This is a genomic window from Streptomyces sp. NPDC021115, assembly GCF_044333065.1.
Lineage (GTDB): Bacteria > Actinomycetota > Actinomycetes > Streptomycetales > Streptomycetaceae > Streptomyces.
Genome location: NZ_JBIRQF010000005.1, coordinates 280,538 through 301,583, shown reverse-complemented (window position 1 = coordinate 301,583; position 21,046 = coordinate 280,538). Strand labels below are relative to the sequence as shown.

General features: G+C 72.8%; 21 protein-coding genes. 11 read left to right on the top strand and 10 right to left on the bottom strand.

From position 1 onward, the window contains the following. Positions 1-96 precede the first annotated feature (96 nt). From ACH4TL_RS18920 to ACH4TL_RS18900, 5 genes are all read left to right on the top strand, one after another. The gene (locus ACH4TL_RS18920; protein ID WP_398315447.1) at positions 97-708 is read left to right on the top strand and encodes a CBS domain-containing protein; all 612 of its coding nucleotides are present in this window, start codon (positions 97-99) and stop codon (positions 706-708) included. After that, positions 705-1,592: a universal stress protein gene (locus ACH4TL_RS18915; RefSeq protein WP_398315445.1), complete on the top strand. Its 888-nt coding sequence runs from the start codon at positions 705-707 to the stop codon at positions 1,590-1,592. The genes ACH4TL_RS18920 and ACH4TL_RS18915 overlap by 4 nt, the downstream gene beginning before the upstream one ends. A gap of 268 nt (positions 1,593-1,860) precedes the next feature. After that, positions 1,861-2,928, top strand: coding sequence for an alcohol dehydrogenase catalytic domain-containing protein (locus ACH4TL_RS18910; RefSeq protein ID WP_398315443.1), 1,068 nt, complete (start codon positions 1,861-1,863; stop codon positions 2,926-2,928). Between the two features lie 6 nt (positions 2,929-2,934). Beyond that, entirely contained in the window at positions 2,935-3,612 is a 678-nt protein-coding gene (locus ACH4TL_RS18905) for a pyridoxamine 5'-phosphate oxidase family protein (RefSeq protein WP_398315441.1), read from the top strand. 24 nt (positions 3,613-3,636) lie between these two features. Continuing rightward, positions 3,637-4,302 (top strand): CBS domain-containing protein, encoded by a 666-nt coding sequence (locus tag ACH4TL_RS18900; protein ID WP_398315439.1) that lies wholly within the window; start codon positions 3,637-3,639, stop codon positions 4,300-4,302. A 34-nt stretch (positions 4,303-4,336) separates the two neighbouring features. Here the strand turns inward: ACH4TL_RS18900 and ACH4TL_RS18895 are convergent, their stop codons facing one another. Continuing rightward, positions 4,337-4,918 (bottom strand): hypothetical protein, encoded by a 582-nt coding sequence (locus ACH4TL_RS18895; RefSeq protein ID WP_398315437.1) that lies wholly within the window; start codon positions 4,916-4,918, stop codon positions 4,337-4,339. A gap of 189 nt (positions 4,919-5,107) precedes the next feature. Here ACH4TL_RS18895 and ACH4TL_RS18890 point away from each other — a divergent pair, with 189 nt between their 5' ends. Together ACH4TL_RS18890 and ACH4TL_RS18885 are read left to right on the top strand one after the other, a co-directional pair. Continuing rightward, positions 5,108-5,809 carry a response regulator gene (locus tag ACH4TL_RS18890; protein ID WP_398316039.1) on the top strand — a complete coding sequence of 234 codons (702 nt, stop codon included), beginning with the start codon at positions 5,108-5,110 and terminating at the stop codon, positions 5,807-5,809. A 59-nt stretch (positions 5,810-5,868) separates the two neighbouring features. Beyond that, a complete protein-coding gene (locus ACH4TL_RS18885; protein ID WP_398315435.1) occupies positions 5,869-6,786 on the top strand; it encodes a hypothetical protein in 918 nt (305 codons plus the stop codon). On the opposite strand, the gene ACH4TL_RS18880 is transcribed toward ACH4TL_RS18885, so the two are convergent. After that, positions 6,725-8,437, bottom strand: a complete 1,713-nt coding sequence (locus tag ACH4TL_RS18880) for a GAF domain-containing protein (protein WP_398315433.1) — start codon at positions 8,435-8,437, stop codon at positions 6,725-6,727. The two genes, ACH4TL_RS18885 and ACH4TL_RS18880, sit on opposite strands and share 62 nt — an antisense overlap. Positions 8,438-8,458: 21 nt before the next feature. Continuing rightward, positions 8,459-8,941 (bottom strand): NUDIX domain-containing protein, encoded by a 483-nt coding sequence (locus tag ACH4TL_RS18875; RefSeq protein WP_398315431.1) that lies wholly within the window; start codon positions 8,939-8,941, stop codon positions 8,459-8,461. 362 nt (positions 8,942-9,303) lie between these two features. Here ACH4TL_RS18875 and def point away from each other — a divergent pair, with 362 nt between their 5' ends. From def to ACH4TL_RS18860, 3 genes are all read left to right on the top strand, one after another. Continuing rightward, positions 9,304-9,981 carry a peptide deformylase gene (gene def / locus ACH4TL_RS18870; RefSeq protein WP_398315429.1) on the top strand — a complete coding sequence of 226 codons (678 nt, stop codon included), beginning with the start codon at positions 9,304-9,306 and terminating at the stop codon, positions 9,979-9,981. 141 nt (positions 9,982-10,122) lie between these two features. Continuing rightward, positions 10,123-10,881, top strand: a complete 759-nt coding sequence (locus ACH4TL_RS18865) for a GNAT family N-acetyltransferase (RefSeq protein ID WP_398315427.1) — start codon at positions 10,123-10,125, stop codon at positions 10,879-10,881. Continuing rightward, a complete protein-coding gene (locus ACH4TL_RS18860) occupies positions 10,878-11,714 on the top strand; it encodes a lysophospholipid acyltransferase family protein (RefSeq protein ID WP_398315425.1) in 837 nt (278 codons plus the stop codon). Before ACH4TL_RS18865 ends, ACH4TL_RS18860 begins: the two co-directional genes overlap by 4 nt. Before the next feature lie 141 nt (positions 11,715-11,855). Here the strand turns inward: ACH4TL_RS18860 and ACH4TL_RS18855 are convergent, their stop codons facing one another. After that, a complete protein-coding gene (locus ACH4TL_RS18855) occupies positions 11,856-12,827 on the bottom strand; it encodes a pirin family protein (protein ID WP_398315423.1) in 972 nt (323 codons plus the stop codon). A gap of 110 nt (positions 12,828-12,937) precedes the next feature. Further along, positions 12,938-14,419, bottom strand: a complete 1,482-nt coding sequence (locus tag ACH4TL_RS18850) for an NCS1 family nucleobase:cation symporter-1 (RefSeq protein ID WP_398315421.1) — start codon at positions 14,417-14,419, stop codon at positions 12,938-12,940. Between the two features lie 380 nt (positions 14,420-14,799). Here ACH4TL_RS18850 and ACH4TL_RS18845 point away from each other — a divergent pair, with 380 nt between their 5' ends. Next, on the top strand, positions 14,800-15,351 hold the full coding sequence (locus ACH4TL_RS18845) for a hypothetical protein (protein WP_398315419.1): 552 nt from the start codon (positions 14,800-14,802) through the stop codon (positions 15,349-15,351). A 45-nt stretch (positions 15,352-15,396) separates the two neighbouring features. Here ACH4TL_RS18845 and ACH4TL_RS18840 read toward each other — a convergent pair whose 3' ends face one another. From ACH4TL_RS18840 to ACH4TL_RS18820, 5 genes are all read right to left on the bottom strand, one after another. Continuing rightward, a complete protein-coding gene (locus tag ACH4TL_RS18840; RefSeq protein WP_398315417.1) occupies positions 15,397-16,155 on the bottom strand; it encodes a sugar phosphate isomerase/epimerase family protein in 759 nt (252 codons plus the stop codon). Then, positions 16,152-18,098: a DUF2264 domain-containing protein gene (locus ACH4TL_RS18835; RefSeq protein WP_398315415.1), complete on the bottom strand. Its 1,947-nt coding sequence runs from the start codon at positions 18,096-18,098 to the stop codon at positions 16,152-16,154. Before ACH4TL_RS18835 ends, ACH4TL_RS18840 begins: the two co-directional genes overlap by 4 nt. Positions 18,099-18,144: 46 nt before the next feature. Then, positions 18,145-19,125, bottom strand: a complete 981-nt coding sequence (locus ACH4TL_RS18830) for a hydroxyacid dehydrogenase (RefSeq protein WP_398316037.1) — start codon at positions 19,123-19,125, stop codon at positions 18,145-18,147. 62 nt (positions 19,126-19,187) lie between these two features. Further along, entirely contained in the window at positions 19,188-20,075 is an 888-nt protein-coding gene (locus ACH4TL_RS18825) for a carbohydrate ABC transporter permease (RefSeq protein WP_398315413.1), read from the bottom strand. Further along, complete coding sequence (locus ACH4TL_RS18820) at positions 20,072-21,034, bottom strand: carbohydrate ABC transporter permease (protein WP_398315411.1); 963 nt, start codon at positions 21,032-21,034, stop codon at positions 20,072-20,074. The genes ACH4TL_RS18825 and ACH4TL_RS18820 overlap by 4 nt, the downstream gene beginning before the upstream one ends. Positions 21,035-21,046: the final 12 nt, after the last annotated feature.

Here is a 21,046-nt window from a genome sequence, read left to right as displayed (position 1 = left end):
ACGGTCGGACCCGGGCCGTTCGGCCCGGACCCGACCCCGGGCAGCCCACGTGGGCGGGCGGGCGGCCGGTGGAGGCTGGTCGGGGAGGAGGCGGGGATGAAGCATCGCAAAATCGGCAACGTGATGACGGACGACGTCGTCCGGGTCGGCCACGGCGCCTCGTCCGAGGAGATCGGCGCGCTCCTGGAACGGCACCGGATCGGCGGACTGCCCGTGGTGGACGAGGACGACAAGGTCGTCGGCGTGATCACCGGCACCGATCTGATGACCGACGAGGCCGCTCCCGCCCGGCAGCTGATGTCGCGGCCCGCCGTCACCGTGCGCCCGCAGGACAGCATCGTCGACGCCGCGCGCTCCATGGACCGCCATGGCGTGGAGCGGCTGCCCGTCGTTGACGAGGAGGACCGGCTGATCGGCATCGTCACCCGCCGCGATCTGCTCCGGGTCTTCCTCCGCCCGGACGACGAGATCCGCGCTGAGGTCATCGACGAGGTGCTGGTGCGGTCGCTGTGGCTGCGTCCGCAGTCCGTCGCGGTCACCGTCACCGACGGCGTCGTACGGCTGGAGGGCGAGCTGGACCGGCACAGCGAGATCCCCATCGCGGTGCGGATGGCCGGGCAGGTCGACGGGGTGGTGGCGGTCGTGGACCGGCTCACCTACCGCGTCGACGACTCGCGCCCGGCGGCGCCCTCGGGCACCCCGCCATGACCGGGCCCGTACGGCTCGCACGGAACGGCGGCCGGGTCGTGCTCGGCCTGGACGGCTCCGACAGCGCCTGGCGCGCCCTGGACCGGGCGGTCGGCGAGGCGCGGCGGCGCGGTGCCACGCTGGAGATCGTGCACGCCTGGCCCTGGGCGCGGACCGATCCGCTCGCCTACGCCACGGGCCCCGATGCCGGTGCCGTCGCAGGTGCCGACACCGACGCCGATGCCGACGCCGAAGGGCAGCGGCCTCCGGTCGAGGTCGCCCGCACCGTGCTGCGGCTGGCCATGGCACGGGCCGCCGAGCAGGACCCGGAGCTGCGCGTCGTCCCCACCCTCACCGCCCATGAAGCCGTGCCCGAGCTGCTGCGGATCGGCGAGCACGCCGCGCTCATCGTCATCGGCACCCGGGGCCTCGGCGGCTTCACCGGGCTGCTGCTGGGCTCGGTCGGGCTGCGGCTGGCCGCCCACACCCAGCGCCCCCTGCTCGTGGTGCGCGGCGACGTCCCGGCCCCCGCGTACGGGCCCGAGGGCCACGGCAAGGTGCTGGTCGGCCTGGAGAGCGGCGCGGACGAGGCGGCGGCCCGGTACGGGTTCGAGGACGCGGTCCGCCGCGGCGCGCGGCTGCGCGTGCTGTACGCCTGGGCCCGACCCCAGCCGCCGTCGCGCGTGGTGGCCGGGCTGCGCGAGGAGTTCGGCCAGGTGCGGGTGCAGGAACACACGGCCCACCGCGCCCCGGCGCAGGCCCTGGTCGAGGCGTCGCGAGCGGCGGACGTCCTCGTACTGACGGTCCGGCGCCGCACCCCCCACCTGGGCACCCAGTTGGGCCCGGTCACCCACACGGTCCTGCACCACGCCCACTGCCCGGTCGTCCTGATCCCGGCGCCCTGAACCACCCCACCGCGCCCACGGCGGCGGTTGGGCCGGATGACCTGGGTGGGGGCCGGTCGGCCCTTGGCGGGGGGTGGGGGCGGCGTGGTCGGCTGGAAACGGCACCGGGGGCATTCGACACGACGCGGAGAAGCGGACCGGGCGACCGGAACACCGCGCACCGCGCAATCCGGGCCCACGAGAAGCGGGCGGCCCCCGGCGCCGCGTGCCCCGCACGCGGCGGCACGTGGCGGCGCGCATCGCGTGCCCCGCACGAGAGGAAGCGGCCATGAAAGCACTCGTCTTCCAGGGACCCGGGCTGTTCTCCTGGCAGGACGTGCCCGACCCCGGCATCGAGGACGCCACCGACGCCATCGTCCGCGTCGACACGGTCACCATCTGCGGCACCGATCTGCACATCCTCAAGGGCGAGGTGCCGGACGTGCGGCCCGGGACGGTCCTCGGCCACGAGGCCGTCGGCGAGGTGGTCGAGACCGGTGGCGAGGTGCGCGGCGTACGCCCCGGGGACCGGGTGCTGGTGTCGTGCATCTCGGCCTGCGGCCACTGCCGGTTCTGCCGGGAGCGGGCGTACGGGCAGTGCCGTGGCGGCGGGGGCTGGATCCTGGGGCGTTCGGTGCACGGCACCCAGGCCGAGTACGTACGGGTGCCGTTCGCCGATCTGTCCACGCATCCGCTGCCCGCCGCGGCCGACGCGCAGTACGCGGTGCTGCTGGCGGACGTGTTCCCCACCGCCTACGAGGTGGGCGTGCTCAACGGACGGGTCTCGCCGGGCGACACGGTGGCGGTGGTCGGCGCGGGCCCGATCGGGCTGGCCGCGATCGCCACCGCCGAGTTCTTCTCCCCCGGCCGGATCATCGCCGTCGACCTCACCCCCTCGCGGCTCGACGCGGCCAAGCAGGTCGGCGCGGACGCGGTGGCGGACGCCGACGAGGAGCCGGAGCGGCTGATCGACGACCTCACCGAGGGGCTGGGCGCCGATGTGGTGATCGAGGCCGTGGGGACGCCGCGCGCCTTCGAGATCTGCACCCGCATGGTGCGGCCGGGCGGACGGATCGCCAACATCGGCGTGCACTCCCGGCCCGCGACGCTGCACCTCGAGGAGCTGTGGAAGAAGAACATCACGATCACCACCGGGCTGGTCGACACGTACTCCACGCCCACGCTGCTGTCCATGCTGGCCGCCGGGCGGCTGCCCGCGTCGTCACTGATCACCCACCTGTTCGAGCTCGACCAGATGGAGGAGGCGTACGACGTGTTCGCGGGGTCCGCCGACACCGGCGCGCTCAAGGTCGCGATCGGCGGACACCATCCGCCATTGGTCACCCGAGGGAAGTGAACGGTGATGTCCCAGGCAGGCACCCGCCCCGTCGGCGGCGGAGGCGACCTCGGCCGGCGCGTGGCGCTGCGGCGCGAACAGCTCGGCCTCTCCCGGGCGGCGCTGGCCGCCCGGGCGGGCACCTCGCCGGGCTATGTGCGCTATGTCGAGGAGTACCCGGCCGATCCGGGCGCCGCGGTGCTGCTGCGGCTCGCCGCCGCGCTGGAGACCAGCACGGCCGAACTGCGCGGCCGCACCGCCCTGTCGCCGCCCGGCCTCGGGCGGGCCGCCCGCCACGCCGATCTGGTCGAGCTGAGCCCGTGGCAGTGCCGGGAGCTGCTCACCTCGCACGGGGTGGGCCGGGTCTCGGTCTCCACCGCGCCCGGCCCGGCAATAGTGCCGGTCAACTACAGCGTCGTGGACGACACCGTGGTGTTCCGGACCGCGCCCGACGCCACCCCGGCGGCCGCGGCGGGCGCCGAGGTGGCCTTCGAGGTGGACCACATCGACGAGGCGCTCAGCGAGGGCTGGAGCGTGCTCGTCGTGGGCCGCGCCCGGCGGGTCACCGACCCGGCGGCCATACGGCGGCTGGACGACGCGGCGTACACCCCGCCGTGGCCGGGCGGCGGCCGTGACCTGTGGCTGCGCATCGAGCCCCAGAGCATCACCGGCCGCCGGATCCGGGCGCACGCCGTACCGGGCTGACAGGACGCCGAACAGGAGGATCACGTGTCCCGGACCGCGCGCATCGTGAGCGATGTGATGACCCATACCGTCGTCGCCGTCGGCCGCGAGGCACCGTTCAAGGAGATCGTCAGGACGCTGGAGCAGTGGAAGGTGAGCGCCCTGCCGGTGCTGGTGGGCGAGGGCCGGGTCATCGGGGTGGTGTCGGAGGCGGATCTGCTGCCCAAGGAGGAGTTCCGGAACAGCGATCCGGCACGCCTGGCCCAGCTGCGCGACCTGCCCGGCATCGCCAAGGCGGGCGCGGTGAGCGCGGATGAGCTGATGACCACCCCGGCCATCACGGTGCACGCGAACGCCACCCTCGCCGAGGCGGCCCGGATCATGACCCACAAGCGGGTCAAGCGGCTTCCGGTGGTCGACGACGAGGGCCGTCTGGAGGGCATCGTCAGCCGCGCCGATCTGCTGAAGGTGTTCCTGCGGCCGGACGAGGAGATCGAGGAGGAGGTGCGCCGCGAGGTGGTGGCCCATCTCTTCCCGGCGCCGGGTCAGGAGGTCGGGGTGCGTGTGCGCGAGGGCGTGGTCACCCTCACCGGCCATGTCCGGGACGCGGTGCTGATCCCGGCCGCGGCCCGGCTGATCCGCGCGGTCGAGGGCGTCGTGGACTTCGACAACCAGCTGACCGCCGCGCATCTGACGGCGCCCCCGGCCTGAGGCCACCGGTTGAGTCCAATGGCTTCGTACGGGCTCAGGTGTGGCGGCGGGTCCAGCGGGGGCCGACCTCGGCCCAGTCCCGCTCCCACTCGCGCTCCCGGCCGCGGTCCAGCCGCCACCGCACGACCCCGCGGCCCGCCAGCGACACCAGGCACACCCCGGCCGACGCCGACGCACCGGCCAGCGTGGCCCGGGTCGCGGCCTGCCGCGCGGTGGGCGGATCGGCGATGAGGCTGCCGCGCTGATCGGTCCAGACGGTGGTGGCCGTACCGGCGCGCTTGCCCTCGGCGACCCGGGCCGTGCCGGTGTGTACGACGCCGTCGGGTGCGGTCCACCGCACCTTGGCGGGCACCCGGGCGGTGTTCGTACCGTCAGCGGCGGGCATTGCGGCGGGCGCGTTCTCCATGAGCACCGCGGGCACCCGGTGCCGGTCCGCGCGCTCCTGCCGCAGTCCGTCGGCCACCGCGTCGCCGGTCGCGACTCCCGCCGCCGGGCCGCCGACCACCATCACCAGGCCGGTCACCAGGACCACCCAGGCTTCCACCACGTCCGAGCGGCGTTTGAGGGGATTGCGCCGCCATCGCCACAACCACCGCCCCCGCACGTTCGTGCCCATGATTCAGACCGTGGCACGCGCGCGGAAGGGATACGAGGGCCGTGCAGCCCTCTCCGCCGGGGGCCTTTCGGTCCCGTCGCGGCCCCGCGGGGGCCCGTTCGGCCCTGGTGTGCAGGTGGGCGGATGCGCAACGCTCGATTTCCGGGGGCAGGGCGGACGGACGAGCGGGACGAGCGGTGCGAGGGCGCCATGACCGAGAGCTGGGCCGGGGTGACACCACCGACGCCCGTCAGGGTGTTCCTGCTCGACGACCACGAGGTGGTGCGGCGCGGGCTGCACGATCTGCTGGACGCCGAGCCGGACATCGAGGTGGTCGGCGACGCGGGCACGGTGGACCACGCGCTGGCCCGGGGCCCGGCGCTCCGTCCCGACGTGGCCATCCTGGACGTCCGGCTGCCGGACGGGGACGGCATCACGGTCTGCCGTGAGCTGCGCTCCCGCATGCCGGGGCTGGCCTGTCTGATGCTCACCTCGTTCGACGACGACGATGCCCTGCTGGACGCGATCATGGCCGGGGCCGCGGGCTATGTGCTCAAGCAGATCAAGGGGTCCGACCTGGTGTCCGCCGTACGGACCGTCGCGTCCGGCCAGTCGATGCTGGACCCGGCCACCACGGCCCGGCTGATGAGCACCCTGCGCGGCGACGCCGCCCCCGAGGAGCCCCGGGACGAGGCGCTGGCCGGGCTGTCGCCGCGCGAGCGGGAGATCCTGGCGCTGATCGGCGAGGGGCTGACCAACCGGCAGATCGGCAAGCGGCTCTTCCTGTCCGAGAAGACGGTCAAGAACCACATCTCACGGCTGCTGGCCAAGCTGGGCGTCGAACGCCGGATCCAGGCCGCGGTCCTGGCCAGCCACACGCCCCCGGCGCAGGCCCCCGACCACCGTCCCTGACCCGCTCCGACCCATTCGTCCGTGCCCATGTGACCGGCCTGGCCGGCGAGGAGAAGACCATGGAGCCCGCAGTACTGGACGCGGCGACGCTGGAGAAGCTGATCTCCGCCGCCGTCGCTGCTCCGTCGATGCTCCACACCCAGCCATGGCGGTACCGGCTGAATCCGGACACCCTCACCCTGGAGGTCCGGGCCGCCCCTGAGCGCGGGCTGCGGCAGGCCGACCCCATGGGGCGGGCGCTGTGCGTCTCCGCAGGGGCGGCCGTGTGCAATCTGCGCGTGGCCGTGGCCCACTTCGGCTGGGAGCCGGTGGTGCGGCTGCTGCCGCACCGCTCCCAGCCGGACCTGCTGGCCACCGTGCGGCTGACCATGATCCCGCGCGGTGGCGCCCCGAACCCCGTCGGCCTGTACGACATGATCTGGCGGCGGCCCGGCAGCCGGTACCCCTATCCGGGGCGCCGGTTGCCGCCGCGGGAGCTGGGCGCGTTCGCCGAGGCCGCGCGCGGGGACGGGGCGACACTGTACCCGGCGGGCCCCGAGGAGACCGCGCGGCTGCTGCGGCTGACCGCGGAGGCCGAGCGGCGCGGCGCCGAGGGCCACCGCGGGCGCGGGGCGACCGACGGCCGGGGGCGCGACGGCGGCCCCGAAGGCCGGCCGACGATCGCCGTGCTGACCACCGCCCATGACCGGCGCGCCGACTGGCTGCGGGCCGGTCAGGCGCTGGGACACATCCTGCTGCTGGCGACGGCGCACGGCGTCCGGGCCACGCTGCTGCACCAGGCGCTGGAGTGGTCCGATCTGCGCTGGGCACTGAGCGACGGGCGGCGCGCGCCGGGCCATGTCCAGATGCTGATCCGGCTGGGGCCGAACATGGACGGCCAGGAGAGCGGCCCGGAAGGCGTTCCGGGGACGGGCGTCAGCGGTGCTGGAGCGGGACGGCCCACACCAGCCGGGTTCCGCCGCCCGGGGGCGCGCTGAGGTCCAGTTCGCCGCCCAGCTTCTCGGCGCGCTCCGCGAGGTTGCGCAGCCCGCTGCGCCGGCCGCCGTCCGGTATGCCGACGCCGTCGTCCGTCACGGTCAGGGTCAGCCGTCCGCCGTTCACGATCAGCGAGACCTCGGCGGCGTGCGCCCGGGCGTGCCGGGCGGTGTTGGACAGCGCCTCGGCGAGCACCGCGACCATGTCGTCCGCGACCGGCCGCGGCACATCGGTGTCGACCAGCCCCTCGGTGCGCAGCGCGGGGGTGAAGCCGAGGGCGGGCACGGCCTCCTCGATGGTCTTGGCGGTACGGACCCGCAGCCCCTGCACCGCGGGGCCCGCCTCGTGGGAGCGCAGCCCGAAGATCGTGGAGCGGATGATCTTGATGGTGTCGTCGAGGTCGTCCACCACCCGCAGCAGCCGTTCGGAGCCCTCCGGGTGCTGGACGAAGCGCAGGGTGCTCTGGAGCGTCATCCCGGCCGCGAACAGCCGCTGAATGGCCAGGTCGTGCAGGTCGCGGGCGATCCGGTCGCGGTCCTCCAGCAGGGCGAGCTGTTCGGCGTCGCGCCGCCGCTCGGCCAGCTTCATGGCGATCGCCGCCTGGCCCGCGAAGCCGAGCAGGGTGTCGGTCTCGATCTGGGTGAAGGCTGGGCTGCGTGCCGTACGGGCGAGGGAGAGGACGCCGCCGACCCCGTCGCTGGTGCGCATGGGGACCGCGACGGCCGGGCCGAGGCCGGTCCAGCGCTGGGGGCCGACCGCGATCCGGGGGTCATTGGCGACATCGGTGCTGGTGACCGGCTCGGACGCGGTGAAGGCCGCACCGGCGAACGTGCCCTCGCGGGGCAGCACCAGACCACGGTGGGCCTCGGCGTCGGTGCCCGAGGCCAGCGCGACCTGGAGGGAGTCGGAGCCGGTGACGGGCAGCAGCAGGACGCCCAGGTCGGCGGCGAGGATCCGGCGGGCGTGGTCGACGATCAGCTCCAGCACCCCGGTCTCGTCCACTCCGGACAGCAGGTGGTTGGTGACCTCGGCGTTCGCCTCCAGCCAGTGCTGGCGGTGCCGGGCCTCGTCGTACAGCCGGGCGTTCTCGATGGCGACCCCGGCGGCCACGGCGAGGGTGGACAGCACCGTCTCGTCCTCGCCGTCGAACTCCCTCCCCCCGCGCTTCTCGGTGAGGTAGAGGTTGCCGAACACCTCGTCCCGCACCCGGATGGGCACGCCCAGGAAGGAGTGCATCGGCGGATGGCCGGGCGGGAAGCCGTACGAGGCGGGGTGCTGGGACAGTTCGGCCAGCCGCAGCGGCTCTGGGTGGCGGATCAGCTCGCCCAGGATGCCGTGACCGGCGGGCAGCGAGCCGATCGCCTCGCTCTGTTCCGGACTGACGCCCACCGGCAGGAACTCGGCCAGCCGCTGGTCGTCGCCGACGACGCCCAGGGCCCCGTACTCGGCGTCCACCAGCACCACGGCGGCCTCGACGATGCGCCGCAGCACCTGGCGCAGATCCAGCTCGCGGCCGACCGAGAGGACGGCTTCCAGCAGGCTGTGCAGCCGGTCCTGGGTGCCGCTGACCGCGTCGATGCGCACCTGGAGCTCCTCCAGCAGTTCGTCCAGGCGCAGCCGGGGCAGGTACTCGGAACTCCTCAACGGCTCCATGGCCCACCACCGTGTCTTCCGTCAGCGTGTCCCGGCCGCCCCGTCCAGCAGTTCGCCGAGCCGGTCGAGGAAGATCTGCTGCTTGGCGACGATCTTCGTACGGGCCGTGTCGAGGTCCAGCCAGGCGACCCGGTCGATCTCGGGGAACGCCCGCGTCCGGCCTGATCCGCGCGGCCACTCCATGTCGAACGTGCCGGGGGTGATCCGCTCCGGATCGAGGTCGCCCACGAGCGCCCAGACGGTGACCAGCTTGCCGCCGGTCTGCCGTACGGTGCCCAGCGGCCGGAGGTCGCCCACGGGCGGCGGCAGACCCAGCTCCTCTTGGAACTCGCGCCGCGCCGCGGCCTCCGGAAGCTCGTCCTCCGGGTACTCCCCCTTGGGCACGGACCACGCGTGCTCGTCCCGGGTGGCCCAGAACGGCCCGCCCATATGGCCGAGCAGCACCTCGGTGGCCCGGCCCGTACCGCGGTACAGCAGAATCCCGGCGCTGCGTTTTCCCGTCACAGTGCCAGTGTGCGCCGGAACGCGCGGGCTGCCGCGTTCAGCCGCCGGAGCGCGGTCGCAGCGCGGTCGGTGCTGGAGCCCGCGCGGCTCCCGGGCGCCCGGCGGGAAGCGGGTTGGGGGCTGCCGCTCCGCCGTGTACAACGGGGAGAGACACCGCGGAGCGGCAGCGAACCGAGTCTCGGGAGGACCCGGATGAGCCGCGGAGGCGTGGGATTCCCCGGCGGCTCATGGGCGGGTACGGAGCGCGCCCGCGCCGGGTTCACCGTTTGTCCGATCGTGAGCATGAGCCGGAGCCGCCCGTTCCGCAGACCGCCGGGCGCCGATGGATTGCCCCTGCCCGGCCTCCTTGCCAGGCTGTTCCCATGCCCACCACCTCCCTGTCCGAACTGGTCGAAGAACTGCTCGACGGCTGCCGCCCGCTCCCCATCGTCCCCGCGGGCGTCCCCGTCCTGCGCCAAGCCGCCCTCCCCTACGACGGCCAATTGCCCGACGGGCAGCTGGACCGGCTGCTGCGGGCGATGCGCGAGACGATGCACAACGCGCCCGGGGTGGGGCTGGCCGCCCCGCAGATCGGCGTGCCGCTGCGGCTCGCGGTGATCGAGGACCCGGCAGAGGTGGCGGCCGAGGTGCGCGAGGCGCGCGGCCGGGTGCCGCAGCCGTACCGGGTGCTGGTGAATCCGTCGTACGAACCGGTCGGCGACGCCCGTGCGGGGTTCTTCGAGGGGTGCCTGAGTGTTCCCGGCTGGCAGGCCGTGGTCAGCAGGCCCGAGCGGATCCGGCTGCGCGGGCAGGACGAGACGGGGCGCGAGCTGGACGAGGAGTTCAGCGGATGGCCCGCCCGGATCGTCCAGCACGAGACGGACCATCTCGACGGCGTGCTCTATCTGGATCTGGCCGAAACCCGCTCCCTGGCGTCCGCTCAGGCCGTCGCCGACCGCTGGTCGCAGCCCACTCCGGCCGCCGCGGCCCGGGCGCTCGGCTTCCCGCTGCCCGGGGACCAGGGGCCTCGGGGGCGCCAGGGGCCGCACGGCGCCCCATAACACCTCGGCGTTCGGCCTGTGGCATGTTTTCGTCATCGGCTGGCAGTCGTCGAATCACCACGCGGACACTGTGCCGTTCGGAGCCGGAGCAACAGTGGTGTCCTCACCGCTCCTGACGGTCCCCCTGAACGGAGAACAGGAATGTCCGTGCTCACGACGTCCCCGGCTGCGGCCTCCACGAGCTCGTACGTCACCTCCATCGCCCATACCGAGGAGCAGATCCACGCCGCGCAGCGGCTGCGTTACCAGGTGTTCGGCGAAGAACGCGGAGGGGTGCTGACCACACCCTTCCCAGGCCGTGACGTGGACGAGTTCGACGACGTCATGGACCACCTGATCGTCACGGACACCGCGACGGACACCGTGGTCGGCACCTACCGGCTGCTGCCCCCCGGGCGCAGCGAGCGGCTCTACTCGGACACCGAGTTCGATCTGCGGGGGCTTCCCGAGGAGGTGCGCTCCTCGATGGTCGAGGCGGGCCGCGCCTGTGTGCACCCCGATCACCGCTCCGGCGCGGTGATCAACCTGATGTGGGCCGGTCTCGCCCGCTACGTCCTGCTGTCCGGCCACCGCTACCTCGCGGGCTGCGCCTCGGTCCCGCTCGGCGACGGCGAGCAGGCCGCGTCGAACGCCTGGCTGCTGGGCACCACCAAGCACGCCGCCCCGCCCGAGCTGCGGGTCCACCCGCTCGACCCGTGGGTTCCGACCCAGACGCTGGACGCCCGGCCCAGCTACGCCGAACTGCCGCCGCTGCTCCGCGGCTATCTGCGGGTCGGCGCCTGGATGTGCGGCTCCCCGCAGCACGACCGGAGCTTCAACGACGCCGACTTCTTCGTCCTGCTGGACACGGAGCGGATGAACGACCGCTACCGCCGCTACTTCCTCGGTGAGCCCCGGTGACCGTGCCGGTGAGCGTCAACGCGAGCCTTCCGGCGCACGCCTGGGCGGCCTGGTCGCCGTGCTCCCCCAGCTGTGTGTCGCACGCCGCGGCCCGGCTGCCGGCGACCCGGATCGCCCGCCGGTACGCGGCGTTCAGCCGGGCGATCATGAGCGCGCTGCTCAGGGGCGAGCGCATCGGCGACCCGGAGTGCTTGCGCTCGCACGCCGCGGCGATGCTGGACGCGCTGGACATCCGGCTGGAGGTGGCGGGCGACCGCACGCTCAGCGCACCGGGCGGCACCGGGACCCTGGTGGTGGCGAACCACATCTCCTGGCTCGACATCATCGCGCTGCTCGCCGTCGAACCGGTGGTCATGCTGGCCAAGCGGGAGGTGGGTGCCTGGCCGGTGGTCGGTCCGCTGGCGAAGCGGGCGGGCACGATGTTCATCGACCGCGACTCGCTGCGCCATCTGCCCGGCAGCGTAGGGGAGATGGCGGACCGGCTGCGCTCCGGCCAGTCGGTGATGGTCTTCCCCCAGGGCGTCACCTGGTGCGCCGGGACCGGCGGCACCTTCCGCCGGGCCACCTTCCAGGCGGCGCTGGACGCGGGCGCCCCGGTGCGGCCGGTGTCGCTGGACTACGTCCAGCACGGCGCGCCGACCACGGTGGCCGCCTTCGTCGGCGAGGACGACTTCGGCAGCTCGCTGCGCCGGGTGGCCAGCGCCACCGGGCTCACGGTGCGGGTGCGCACGCACCGGCCGCTGCGGCCGGTGGACGGCGCCGACGACCGGCGCACCCTGGCCGCCCGCGCGCAGGCGACGGTGTGCGGTGCGCAGCTGTCGGTTCACAGCTGACAGATCGCAGCTGACAGATCGCAGCTGACGGATCACGGCTGACAGCTGACAGCTATCACGTAGCGGATGACAGCTGACAGATGACGTACGGTGTCCGGCGCCCGCCGGACACCGTACGTCCGTTGCCCGCTGCCCGTTGCGTCAGTCCGTGTGCGGGATGCGCTCGGCGGGGATCGCGCCGAGGCGGCCGCTCTGGAAGTCCTCGACCGCCTGGGCGATCTCGGCCTTGGTGTTCATCACGAACGGCCCGTAGTGCGCGACCGGTTCACGGATCGGGCGGCCGCCGAGGATCAGGACGTCGAGGTTGGGGGTGCGGCTGTCCGGGTGCTCGGTGGCGGCGACGCTCAGCGAGCCGCCCTGGCCGAAGACGGCCAGCTCGTGCGCGTCCAGCGGGCGCTGTTCCGCGCCGACCGTGCCGCGTCCGGACAAGGAGTAGACGAGCGCGTTGAAGTCGGACCGCCACGGCAGGTCGAGCCGGGCGCCCGGGCCGAGGGTGGCGTGGATCATGGTGATCGGGGTGAAGGTGCCGCCAGGACCTTGGTGTCCGGCCACGTCACCGGCGATGACGCGCACCAGCGCGCCACCGTCCGGCGAGGAGAGCAGCGCGGCCTCCTGGCCCTCGATGGACTGGTATCGCGGCGGGTTCCACTTGTTGGCGCGGGGCAGGTTCACCCACAGCTGAATGCCGTGGAAGAGACCGCCGGAGACCACCAGATGCTCCGGCGGCGTCTCGATGTGCAGAATGCCGCCACCGGCGGTCATCCACTGGGTGGCGCCGTCGGCGATCAGCCCTCCGCCGCCGTTGGAGTCCTGGTGCTCCATCTGGCCGTCGATCATGTAGGTGACGGTCTCGAAGCCGCGGTGGGGGTGCCAGGGGGTGCCCTTGGGCTCGCCCGGGGCGTACTCCACCTCGCCCATCTGATCCATGTGGATGAACGGGTCGAGATCACTCAGCGAGGCCCCGGCGAAGGCGCGGTGGACGGGGAAGCCCTCGCCCTCGAAGCCCCGCGGACTGCTGGTCACCGAGCGGACCGGGCGCGGCGGGGCGGTCTGCGGGTCGGGGACGGGGACGTGGGGCAGCTGCACGGTGCTCTCGACGGTCACGGCGGGCATGACACTCTCCTCCCTGCGGATGCGATGTCTAGTTGAACGCTAAACCATCCCGCCGCATTCCCGCACATCGAGCCGATTCCCGCACCCGCCGCCGCGCCCCCGGCACCGCCTCAGGCCGGGCTCTTCACGGAGCGGGACATGAGGGTCTCGTCCTCCATCGGCTGGCCGGTCCTGCGGATCTTCCCGGAGCGCAGGTAGTAGATCGTCCCGGCCACGACCAGGCCGAAGATCCAGGAGAAGGGGGCGACGTCCGAGAACGCCTTCCCCAGGGCCAGCACCGCGGCGACGGCCGCCGCGGGGACGAAGGCGATGATCGCCTCCGGGTTGAAGCCCTTGCGGTAGTGGTACTCCCCCGCCGCGTCGGCGGAGAAGAGGGCGTCGATGTCGATGTGTCCGCGCCGCACGAAGTAGTAGTCGACGAGCAGGATCGCGACCAGCGGGCCGAGGAAGGCACCGAGGGCGCCCAGAAAGTACTGGATGACGACGGGGTTGGAGTAGAGCTTCCACGGCAGGACGACGATCGCGAGGCCCGCCGTGAGCATGCCGCCGCGCTTGAAGTTCAGGTACTTGGGGGCGAGGTTGGCGAAGTCGTACGCGGGGGACACGAAGTTGGCGACGACGTTGATGCCCACGGTGGCGATCACGAAGGAGATCGCGCCGACGATCGTGACCACAGGGTTGTCGATCTTCGCGATGACGCGCACCGGGTCGGATATCGCCTGGCCGAACACGGAGATGGTGCCCGCAGTCATCAGCACCGAGACCACGGCGAAGGCGGTGAAGTTCACCGGCAGCCCCAGCAGATTGCCGCGCCGGTAGGAGCGGTGGTCCGGGGTGAAGCGGGCGAAGTCGGCGTAGTTCAGCACCAGGGTGAGGAAGGTGGCCACGGTCAGGCTGACCGCGATCAGGCTCTGGTGCAGCTGCTCACCCCCGCTGAGACCGGTGAGGCTCGCGGTGAGCGAGATGTCACCGCCCGCCTTGGCCACCAGCCAGAGGGCGAGCACGAGCATGACCACCCAGACGACCGGACCGGTCGCGAAGTCCTGCACCTTGCGGATGAACTCCATGCCGCGCGTGAGCAGCACCGCTTGGAGCGCCCACATCAGGAGGAAGGCGATCCAGCCGAGGGTGGAGAGGCCGAGGATGGAGTTGTGGTCGTACGCGGCGAGGCCGGGCGCGACCTGGATGCCGAGCAGCACGACAGCCTCGGAGGCCAGCCAGGTCTGGATTCCGTACCAGGCGACCGCCATCACCGCCCGGATCAGCGCGGGAATGTTGGCCCCGTACACGCCCCAGCTCGCGCGGGCCAGGACCGGGAAGGGGACGCCAGTGCGATGGCCCGCGTGACCCATCCGGTTCATGAACCAGTGGACGATGGTGATGCCGGCCAGCAGGGAGAGAAAGACCTGCCAGGTGGGCAGGCCGAGGACGAAGAGGCTGGCGGCGAAGGCGTAATTGCTGATCGCGTGGGTGTCGGACATCCACAGGGCGAAGATGCTGTACGTGCCCCATTTGCGCTCCGACGCGGGCGCGAGGTCTTCGTTGTAGAGGCGGGGATCGGGCTGAGCGGGTCCTGGCGTCGGTGAGGTCATGGGGCGCTCCGGGGGACGAGCGGAAGTTCTTGGACGTGAAGCGGTTCACCGAGGGTGGTGTGCCGCGATTTCGGGGACGTTGCGGATGCGGGTCGGGAGCATCACCTCGACTCGGACCCACGGCCGGAGAAGGCGCATGAGCCTCCCGCCGCGTTCGCACCGGAACCGGAAGTTGCCTTCCGTAGTGCGGAATCGATTTTTCGATGGCCAGAACATACCCGCTGAACGCCAGGTGTCAATGGGTACGGCACAGGAACGAAGCGCCCGGGCGGAGGCCGGAAACGGCGCTGAACAACCCGCTCCGCTCGTGCGTACCCCTGGGCGTGAGGTACGCACCGGTGTGCGCACGCGCCGGCCGAACCAGAACGAGAGGGAGCCTGATGGAAGCTTCACCCCACCCGGTCAGAACGCGGCGCCGCCCCGGCCGGCGCATCGCTCCGGTGCTGGCGGTGGCGAGCGTGCTGCTGGCCGCCGGATGCGGCGGCGGTGGCAGCGGTTCGGCGGACGCCAACGCGGGCGGCAAGACCGGCGGCAAGGCAGGCTCCGGGACCGGCGCCGCCAGCTCAGCGCCCAAGCCCGCGCGGGTGGAGCAGCTGGCGAAATCCGTGGACTGCAAGCCTGACTTCACCACCAAGGTGGACGACTACCGGCAGGCGGTCTGCCGCAACTCCAAGGGGAAGTTCCTCTTCCTCGACTTCATCAGCATGAAGGCGCAGCGCGACTGGCTGGAGACCGCGCAGATGTACGGCGGGGTCTATCTGGTCGGCAACCGCTGGGTGATGTCGTCGTCGCCGACGAAGAACATGAAGACGTTCCGGAGCGAGTTCGGCGGCACCATCGAGGAGAGCGGCGGGTACGGCTCCGCCTCCGGCGGGGCCTCCTCACCGGGTGCGTCGTCCTCCCCCGGCGCGTCCTCACCGGGCGCGGGCTGAGCGCCCGCACCCGGCCGGACGGCCCGACGGAGACGAAGCCACCGGTCACACGGCGGCGAGTGCCCGCAGCGTCGCCGCCTCCCGTGGCAGCAGCCGCTCGTCGTCCCCGGGGACGAACTCCAGCAGCACGTCCAGGGGCGCGGTGCCTTCGGTGCTCAGCCGCTCGAACGCGCGGCGCCACAGCGGGGCGCGCGCGGTGAGCGGCAGCCGGGTGGTGCCGGGCCACCAGGAGAAGGCGTGGACGGCGGCGACCCGGCCGCCGAGCGTCGCCAGACCGGTGAGCGCCTCGGCGTCGGGCAGGTCGACCGGCGGCTGCCAGTAGGTGCGCACCTCAGCGCGGTCCACCTCCTCCAGCAGGCGGAGGGTGTGGGCGGCGCCGTCGGTGAGCGTGTTGCGGTGGAACTCGTAGGCGAGTTCCACGCCCGCGTCCGCCGCCAGCGCCGCGGCGCGCCGGGTGTCCTCGACCACGGCCCGGCGCTGTTCGGGCGGTGTCGCGTCGGTGCCCGTGGTGCCCGCCCAGATCCGCACCCGGGGCGCCCCGAGCGCCACGGCCGACCGCAGCACGGCGTCGAACTCCCCCGGGTCGGTGTGCCCGGCGCGGTAGTACGAACCGTACGAGGCGACGGCGAGCCCGGCGTCCAGGGTGGCCTCGCGCACCGCCCGGGCGACGGCCGTATCGCCCGGCGGCACATGGACGTCGCCGCCCCATTCGACGCACTCCAGGCCCGCACCGGCCACCGCGGCGATCACCCGGGCCGGGTCGAGGTGGCGCAGGGTGACCGAGCAGATGCCCAGCCTGCTCACGCGGACACCTCCCGCACGGTGGGAGCGGTGTGCTCGCCGAAGTCCACGACCGTACGGGCGCCGTCCGGCCAGCGCACGGTCACGGTGTGGCCGCTGACCTCGGCCGCGACGAGCCCGGTGAGCGGGTCCGGTCCCCGGTCGCCGGTGAGCGAGGCCAGCGCGGCGAAGAGGGTGCCGGACGGCCCCTCGCCGACGGCGCCGGTCAGCTCGGGGACCAGGGCCCAGGGTCCGTACGCGGTGCCCCGGGGCGCCCGCACCGTACGGGAGGTGTCCCAGCCGTGCAGACCGAGGAGCTGGCCGGTGACCTCAGCCCCGGCGAGGGACACCTCGGGAGCCCCTTCGGTGGCACCGGTCTCGGTCGCCGTGCCAGGGGGCAGGGCGATGGCCCAGCCGGTGTGGTGGACGGTGGTCCCGGCGGGGATGTTCACGGTGCGGTGGACCCGCAGTTCGAACCGGCCGCGCACCAGGGTCAGGCTGTCGAGGCGCGCCGCGGGCAGGACGGGACCACCGGCCGGGAAGAGCGGGGTGTGGGAGGAGGCCAGCCAGCCGGGGCCCGCGGCCAGCGGCTCGATGCGCAGCCGGTCGCTGCGCGCCCCGCGCACCGACAGGGCGATGTGGTTGTCGGGGACGTTGTCGGCGCTGGTGGGGCCGGTGCGGGTGGAGTAGGCGAACCGCCCGTAGAGGGGTTCGGCGGGTGGCAACTCCGCCTCCCAGGGGCGCACCTTGCAGCTGCCGTGGTTGTGCAGCCGCACCAGGCCGTCGCTCGCGGTGGTCTGGACGAGCAGCCCGGGGGCGGACAGGGCGAGCGCCCGGTCGGGCCCCTCGGCCGGGGCGGCCTCCTCGGGTGCGGTCCACACTGGGTGGTCGGGCGGGAGCAGCAGCCCGAGGAAGCCCTTCGACGCCCAGTAGGGCGAGGCGGGTCCGGAGTAGCGCTGCACGGTGGCGGGGTGGGGTCCGTACCAGCCGAGGCCGAGGATGCCGTCCTCGGTGAGCGCGCCGCGGTCGAGGAAGTGGCGGAGCGATCCGCTGAGCAGGCGGCGGGTGGCGCCGGGCGCGAGCGGGGTGTGGCCGGTGAGCGCGCCGAGCGCCACCGCGGCTCCGGCGGCGAAGCGGTACGTGAGGGAGCGGCCGTGGTGGATGGGGGCGCCGTCGGCGTCGAAGAGCAGCGCGAAGCCGTCGAGGAACTCCGCCAGCCGGGGCCCGAGCCGGTCCAGCAGGTCGCGGTCCCCGGCGAGGTGGGCGTGGAGCAGCGGATACATGTGCAGCGCCCAGCCGTTGTAGTGGTCGAAGGCGCGCCCGTCGCCGTCGGAGTACCAGCCCTGCCCCTGGTACCAGCCGTCCAGCAGGCCGAGGGCGCGGTCGGTGGCGCGGGTGGTCTCGGCGTCGCCGCGTCCGACGGATTCGAGGAAACCGGCGACGGTGAGCTGGAAGAGGTACCAGTTGTTGGGCGCGGGCTGGTGGCGCAGCGCGCCGCGCAGCCACTCCTCGGTACGGTCCCGGGCGTCCGGTGTCAGCGCGTCCCAGGTCCACGGCGTGGTCAGGCGCAGTCCGAGCGCGACGGAGGCGGACTCCACCATGGGCTGTCCCTGCACCCCGTGGTGTCCGATCAGCGGCCACGACTCGGCGTCGTCCCGCCCGGGGGTGCGGGTGCCGTGGTCGATGCCCTCGGTGTAGCGCTCCAGGAAGCCGTGCGGGTCCTTGCCGTAGGCGCCCGCGCCGCGGAGCGCGGCGAGCAGGAAGGTGCGGGCGAACCCTTCGAGCCCGTCGGAGCGGACCCCGGACCGGGACGGCGGCCCCGGCAGGTCGATGAGCGCGTGGTGGGGGGTGGCGAAGCGGAGCGCGGCCCGCAGCAGTCCGTCGGCGGCGGCTTCCCAGTGGGCGCGGGTGTATCCGGTGTGCGGGCTGAGGGAGAGGTCGTCTTCGGGGAGGTCGAGTCGGAACATGTGGGGGCGTGTCTCCTTGTCCGGGGCTGCTCGGCTGGCGGGGCGGTTACGCGGAGCGGTCCAGGCGTTCGTGGAGTACGGGATGGGCGAAGTCCCGTCCGGCCACGTAGTTTTCGACCTCGCCGATCGCGAGGTCCGCCAGGCGCCGCAGCTCACCGCTCTTCGACCCGGCGATGTGCGGGGTGAGGAGCACGTTGTCGCAGGTGTACAGCGGCGACTCGGCCGGAAGGACCTCCGGGACGGTGACGTCGAGGACGGCGTGCAGACGTCCCGCCACCACCTCCTCGGTCAGCGCCGCCTGGTCCAGCACCGCCCCCCGCGCGGTGTTGATCAGGGTGGCGCCGTCGGGCATGGCGGCCAGCAGCTCCCTGCTGACCAGGCCGCGGGTGGCGGGCAGCAGCGGGGTGTGCACGCTGACGATGTCGCTGGTGGCGAACAGCTCCCGCAGCCCCACCTGCCGTACGCCCAGCTCACGGGCGCACCCAGCGGTGACGTACGGGTCGTACAGCTGGACGTCGAGGTCGTACGGGGCCAGCAGGGCGATCACCCGGCGGCCGATCTCCGAGGCGCTGAGGATGCCGACCGTTCTGCGGTAGTTGCCCGCGTCCGGGTAGCGTGCGCTCCAGTCGACGGTGCGCCGTTCGGTGCGGTAGTCGCGGGCCATGCCGAGGACGCGCTTGTTGGAGAGCAGGATCATGGCGAGGGTGTATTCGGCGACGGGCACGGCGTTGGCCGCGGCCGCCGAGGAGACCGCGATGCCGCGCTCCCAGCAGGCGTCGGTGATGTGGTGGCGTACCGTCCCCGCGGCGTGCACGACGGCGCGCAGCCGGGGCGCGGCGTCCAGCGCGCGGCGGTCCAGCTGCGGGCAGCCCCAGCCGGTGACCAGCAGTTCGGTGTCGGCCAGTGCGCGGCGCGCGGCGGGGGTGGTGAAGTCGTCCAGGACGAGGTCCGGGTCGAGGTCGAGGAGTGCGGTGAGCCGGTCCAGCGCACCGGAGCCGAGCACCTGGCGGGCGGTGCGCGCCGCCATGGCCAGGGCGGCGCGCGGGCGAGGGCCGATCGGTGGCTGCGGTTGCGGCGGCTGCGATGCGGTCACTTGACACTCCCTGTGGTGAGTCCGGACTTCCAGTAGCGCTGAAGCATCACGAACGCCACGATGAGCGGTACGACGGCGAGCAGCGAGCCGATGACCACCAGCGGGTAGTACTCGGGCGAGACGGTGGCGGAGCTGTTCCAGGTGTAGAGCCCGAGGCTGAGCGGATACAGGTGCTGGTCGGACAGCATCACCATGGGCAGGAAGAAGTTGTTCCAGATGGCCGTGAGCTGGAAGAGGAAGACGGTCACGAAGCCGGGGCCGAGCATGCGCAGGCTGACGCGCACATAGGTCTGGAGTTCGCCCGCGCCGTCGACCCGGCTCGCCTCCAGCACCTCGTTCGGTACGTAGCCGCTGCTGAGCAGGCGGGCGAGGTAGACGCCGAAGGGGTTGAAGAGGACGGGGATGAACACCGCCCAGAAGGTGTTCACCATGCCGATGCCGGAGGCCACCAGGTACAGCGGCAGGGCGAGGACGGTGGGCGGCACCATCACGCCCGTGAGCACGAGCGCGAACAGCTTCTCCTTGTGCCGGAACTCGTACTTGTCGAACGCGTAGCCCGCGGCGACGCTGATCAGGGAGCCGGTCAGGGCGCCGACGACCGCGTACAGCAGGCTGTTGACGTACCACTCCCCGTAGAGCCCGCCGTCCATGGAGAACAGGTCGGAGAGGTTGCCGGCGAACGAGAAGTCGCCGAAGGAGAGGATGTCGCTGCCGAAGAGGGCGTTGGCGTTCTTGGTGGACGCCAGCAGCAGCCACAGGGTCGGCAGCATGGTGTAGAGGGCGGCGACCAGGACGACGGCGTTGGCCACGCCGCGGCTGGTCAGCCGGGACCGGACACCGGTTCTGGGGGTGCGGAGGGTGGTGGTCGGGGTGGTCGTGGTCATCGCGCGCTCCGTTCCCGGCGGCCCGACCAGCGCGTCACAGCGTACGACAGGGCGCAGGTGACGACGAGGAGGATGACCGAGGCCGCGGAGGCGAGTCCGTAGTTGTTGCGGCGGAAGGCCGCGTCGTAGATGTACATGTTCGGGGTGAAGCGGGAGTTGACCATCGGGGTGGCCTGGTTCATCAGCATGGGCTCGGTGAACAGCTGGAGTGCGCCGATCAGGGAGAACATGCACACCATCACCAAGGAGCCGCGGATGATGGGCACCTTGACCTGGAGCGCGGTGCGGATGCCACCGGCGCCGTCGATGGTGGCCGCCTCGATCACCTCGCGCGGCAGCGCCTGGAGCGCGGCATAGAAGATGATCATGTTGTAGCCGAGTCCGCTCCACAGGGCGATGTTGACGATCGACGGGAGCACGGTGTGCAGGCCGAGGAAGTCGATGGTGATGTCGGCCCGGGCGAACACCTTGATGATCGGGCTGAGCCCGGGGGTGTAGAGGTACAGCCAGATGACGGCCGCGATGATGCCGGGCACGGCGTGCGGCAAGTAGAGCAGCATCTGCGCGGTCCGCCGCAGCTTGACCAGGCCCGAGTCGAGCAGCAGGGCGATGGCGAGGGCGCTGAGGACCACGAAGGGGACGAAGATGACGCAGTACAGGGCGATGGTGCCGAACCCGGTGAGGAAGCTCGGGTCCTGGAGCACCGCGAGGTAGCTGCGCAGTCCGGTGAAGACGGTGCGCCCGCCGCCGAAGCCGAGACCCTCGTGGTCCTCGGCGAAGAAGCTGAGGTAGATGGCGTAGCCGACGGGGACCAGGAACACGGCGACGAGCAGTGCCGTGAAGGGGGTCAGCAGCACGGCGGCGGCGAACCGCTGCTGCCGCCGGCCGGTTCTGGAGTGCGGTGCGGCGGCGGCCGCCGAGGGCGGTGCCGCGGTTTTCGGGGAGATGACGGTACTCACGGGATACCTCGG

Coding starts and splice junctions, on each gene's coding strand:
- ACH4TL_RS18920 (WP_398315447.1), top strand. CDS start 97: ATGAAGCATCGCAAAATCGGCAACGTGATGACGGACGACGTCGTCCGG.
- ACH4TL_RS18915 (WP_398315445.1), top strand. CDS start 705: ATGACCGGGCCCGTACGGCTCGCACGGAACGGCGGCCGGGTCGTGCTC.
- ACH4TL_RS18910 (WP_398315443.1), top strand. CDS start 1,861: ATGAAAGCACTCGTCTTCCAGGGACCCGGGCTGTTCTCCTGGCAGGAC.
- ACH4TL_RS18905 (WP_398315441.1), top strand. CDS start 2,935: ATGTCCCAGGCAGGCACCCGCCCCGTCGGCGGCGGAGGCGACCTCGGC.
- ACH4TL_RS18895 (WP_398315437.1), bottom strand. CDS start 4,918: ATGGGCACGAACGTGCGGGGGCGGTGGTTGTGGCGATGGCGGCGCAAT.
- ACH4TL_RS18890 (WP_398316039.1), top strand. CDS start 5,108: ATGACCGAGAGCTGGGCCGGGGTGACACCACCGACGCCCGTCAGGGTG.
- ACH4TL_RS18885 (WP_398315435.1), top strand. CDS start 5,869: ATGGAGCCCGCAGTACTGGACGCGGCGACGCTGGAGAAGCTGATCTCC.
- ACH4TL_RS18880 (WP_398315433.1), bottom strand. CDS start 8,437: ATGGAGCCGTTGAGGAGTTCCGAGTACCTGCCCCGGCTGCGCCTGGAC.
- def (WP_398315429.1), top strand. CDS start 9,304: ATGCCCACCACCTCCCTGTCCGAACTGGTCGAAGAACTGCTCGACGGC.
- ACH4TL_RS18865 (WP_398315427.1), top strand. CDS start 10,123: ATGTCCGTGCTCACGACGTCCCCGGCTGCGGCCTCCACGAGCTCGTAC.
- ACH4TL_RS18855 (WP_398315423.1), bottom strand. CDS start 12,827: ATGCCCGCCGTGACCGTCGAGAGCACCGTGCAGCTGCCCCACGTCCCC.
- ACH4TL_RS18850 (WP_398315421.1), bottom strand. CDS start 14,419: ATGACCTCACCGACGCCAGGACCCGCTCAGCCCGATCCCCGCCTCTAC.
- ACH4TL_RS18845 (WP_398315419.1), top strand. CDS start 14,800: ATGGAAGCTTCACCCCACCCGGTCAGAACGCGGCGCCGCCCCGGCCGG.
- ACH4TL_RS18835 (WP_398315415.1), bottom strand. CDS start 18,098: ATGTTCCGACTCGACCTCCCCGAAGACGACCTCTCCCTCAGCCCGCAC.
- ACH4TL_RS18830 (WP_398316037.1), bottom strand. CDS start 19,125: ATGGCGGCGCGCACCGCCCGCCAGGTGCTCGGCTCCGGTGCGCTGGAC.
- ACH4TL_RS18825 (WP_398315413.1), bottom strand. CDS start 20,075: ATGACCACGACCACCCCGACCACCACCCTCCGCACCCCCAGAACCGGT.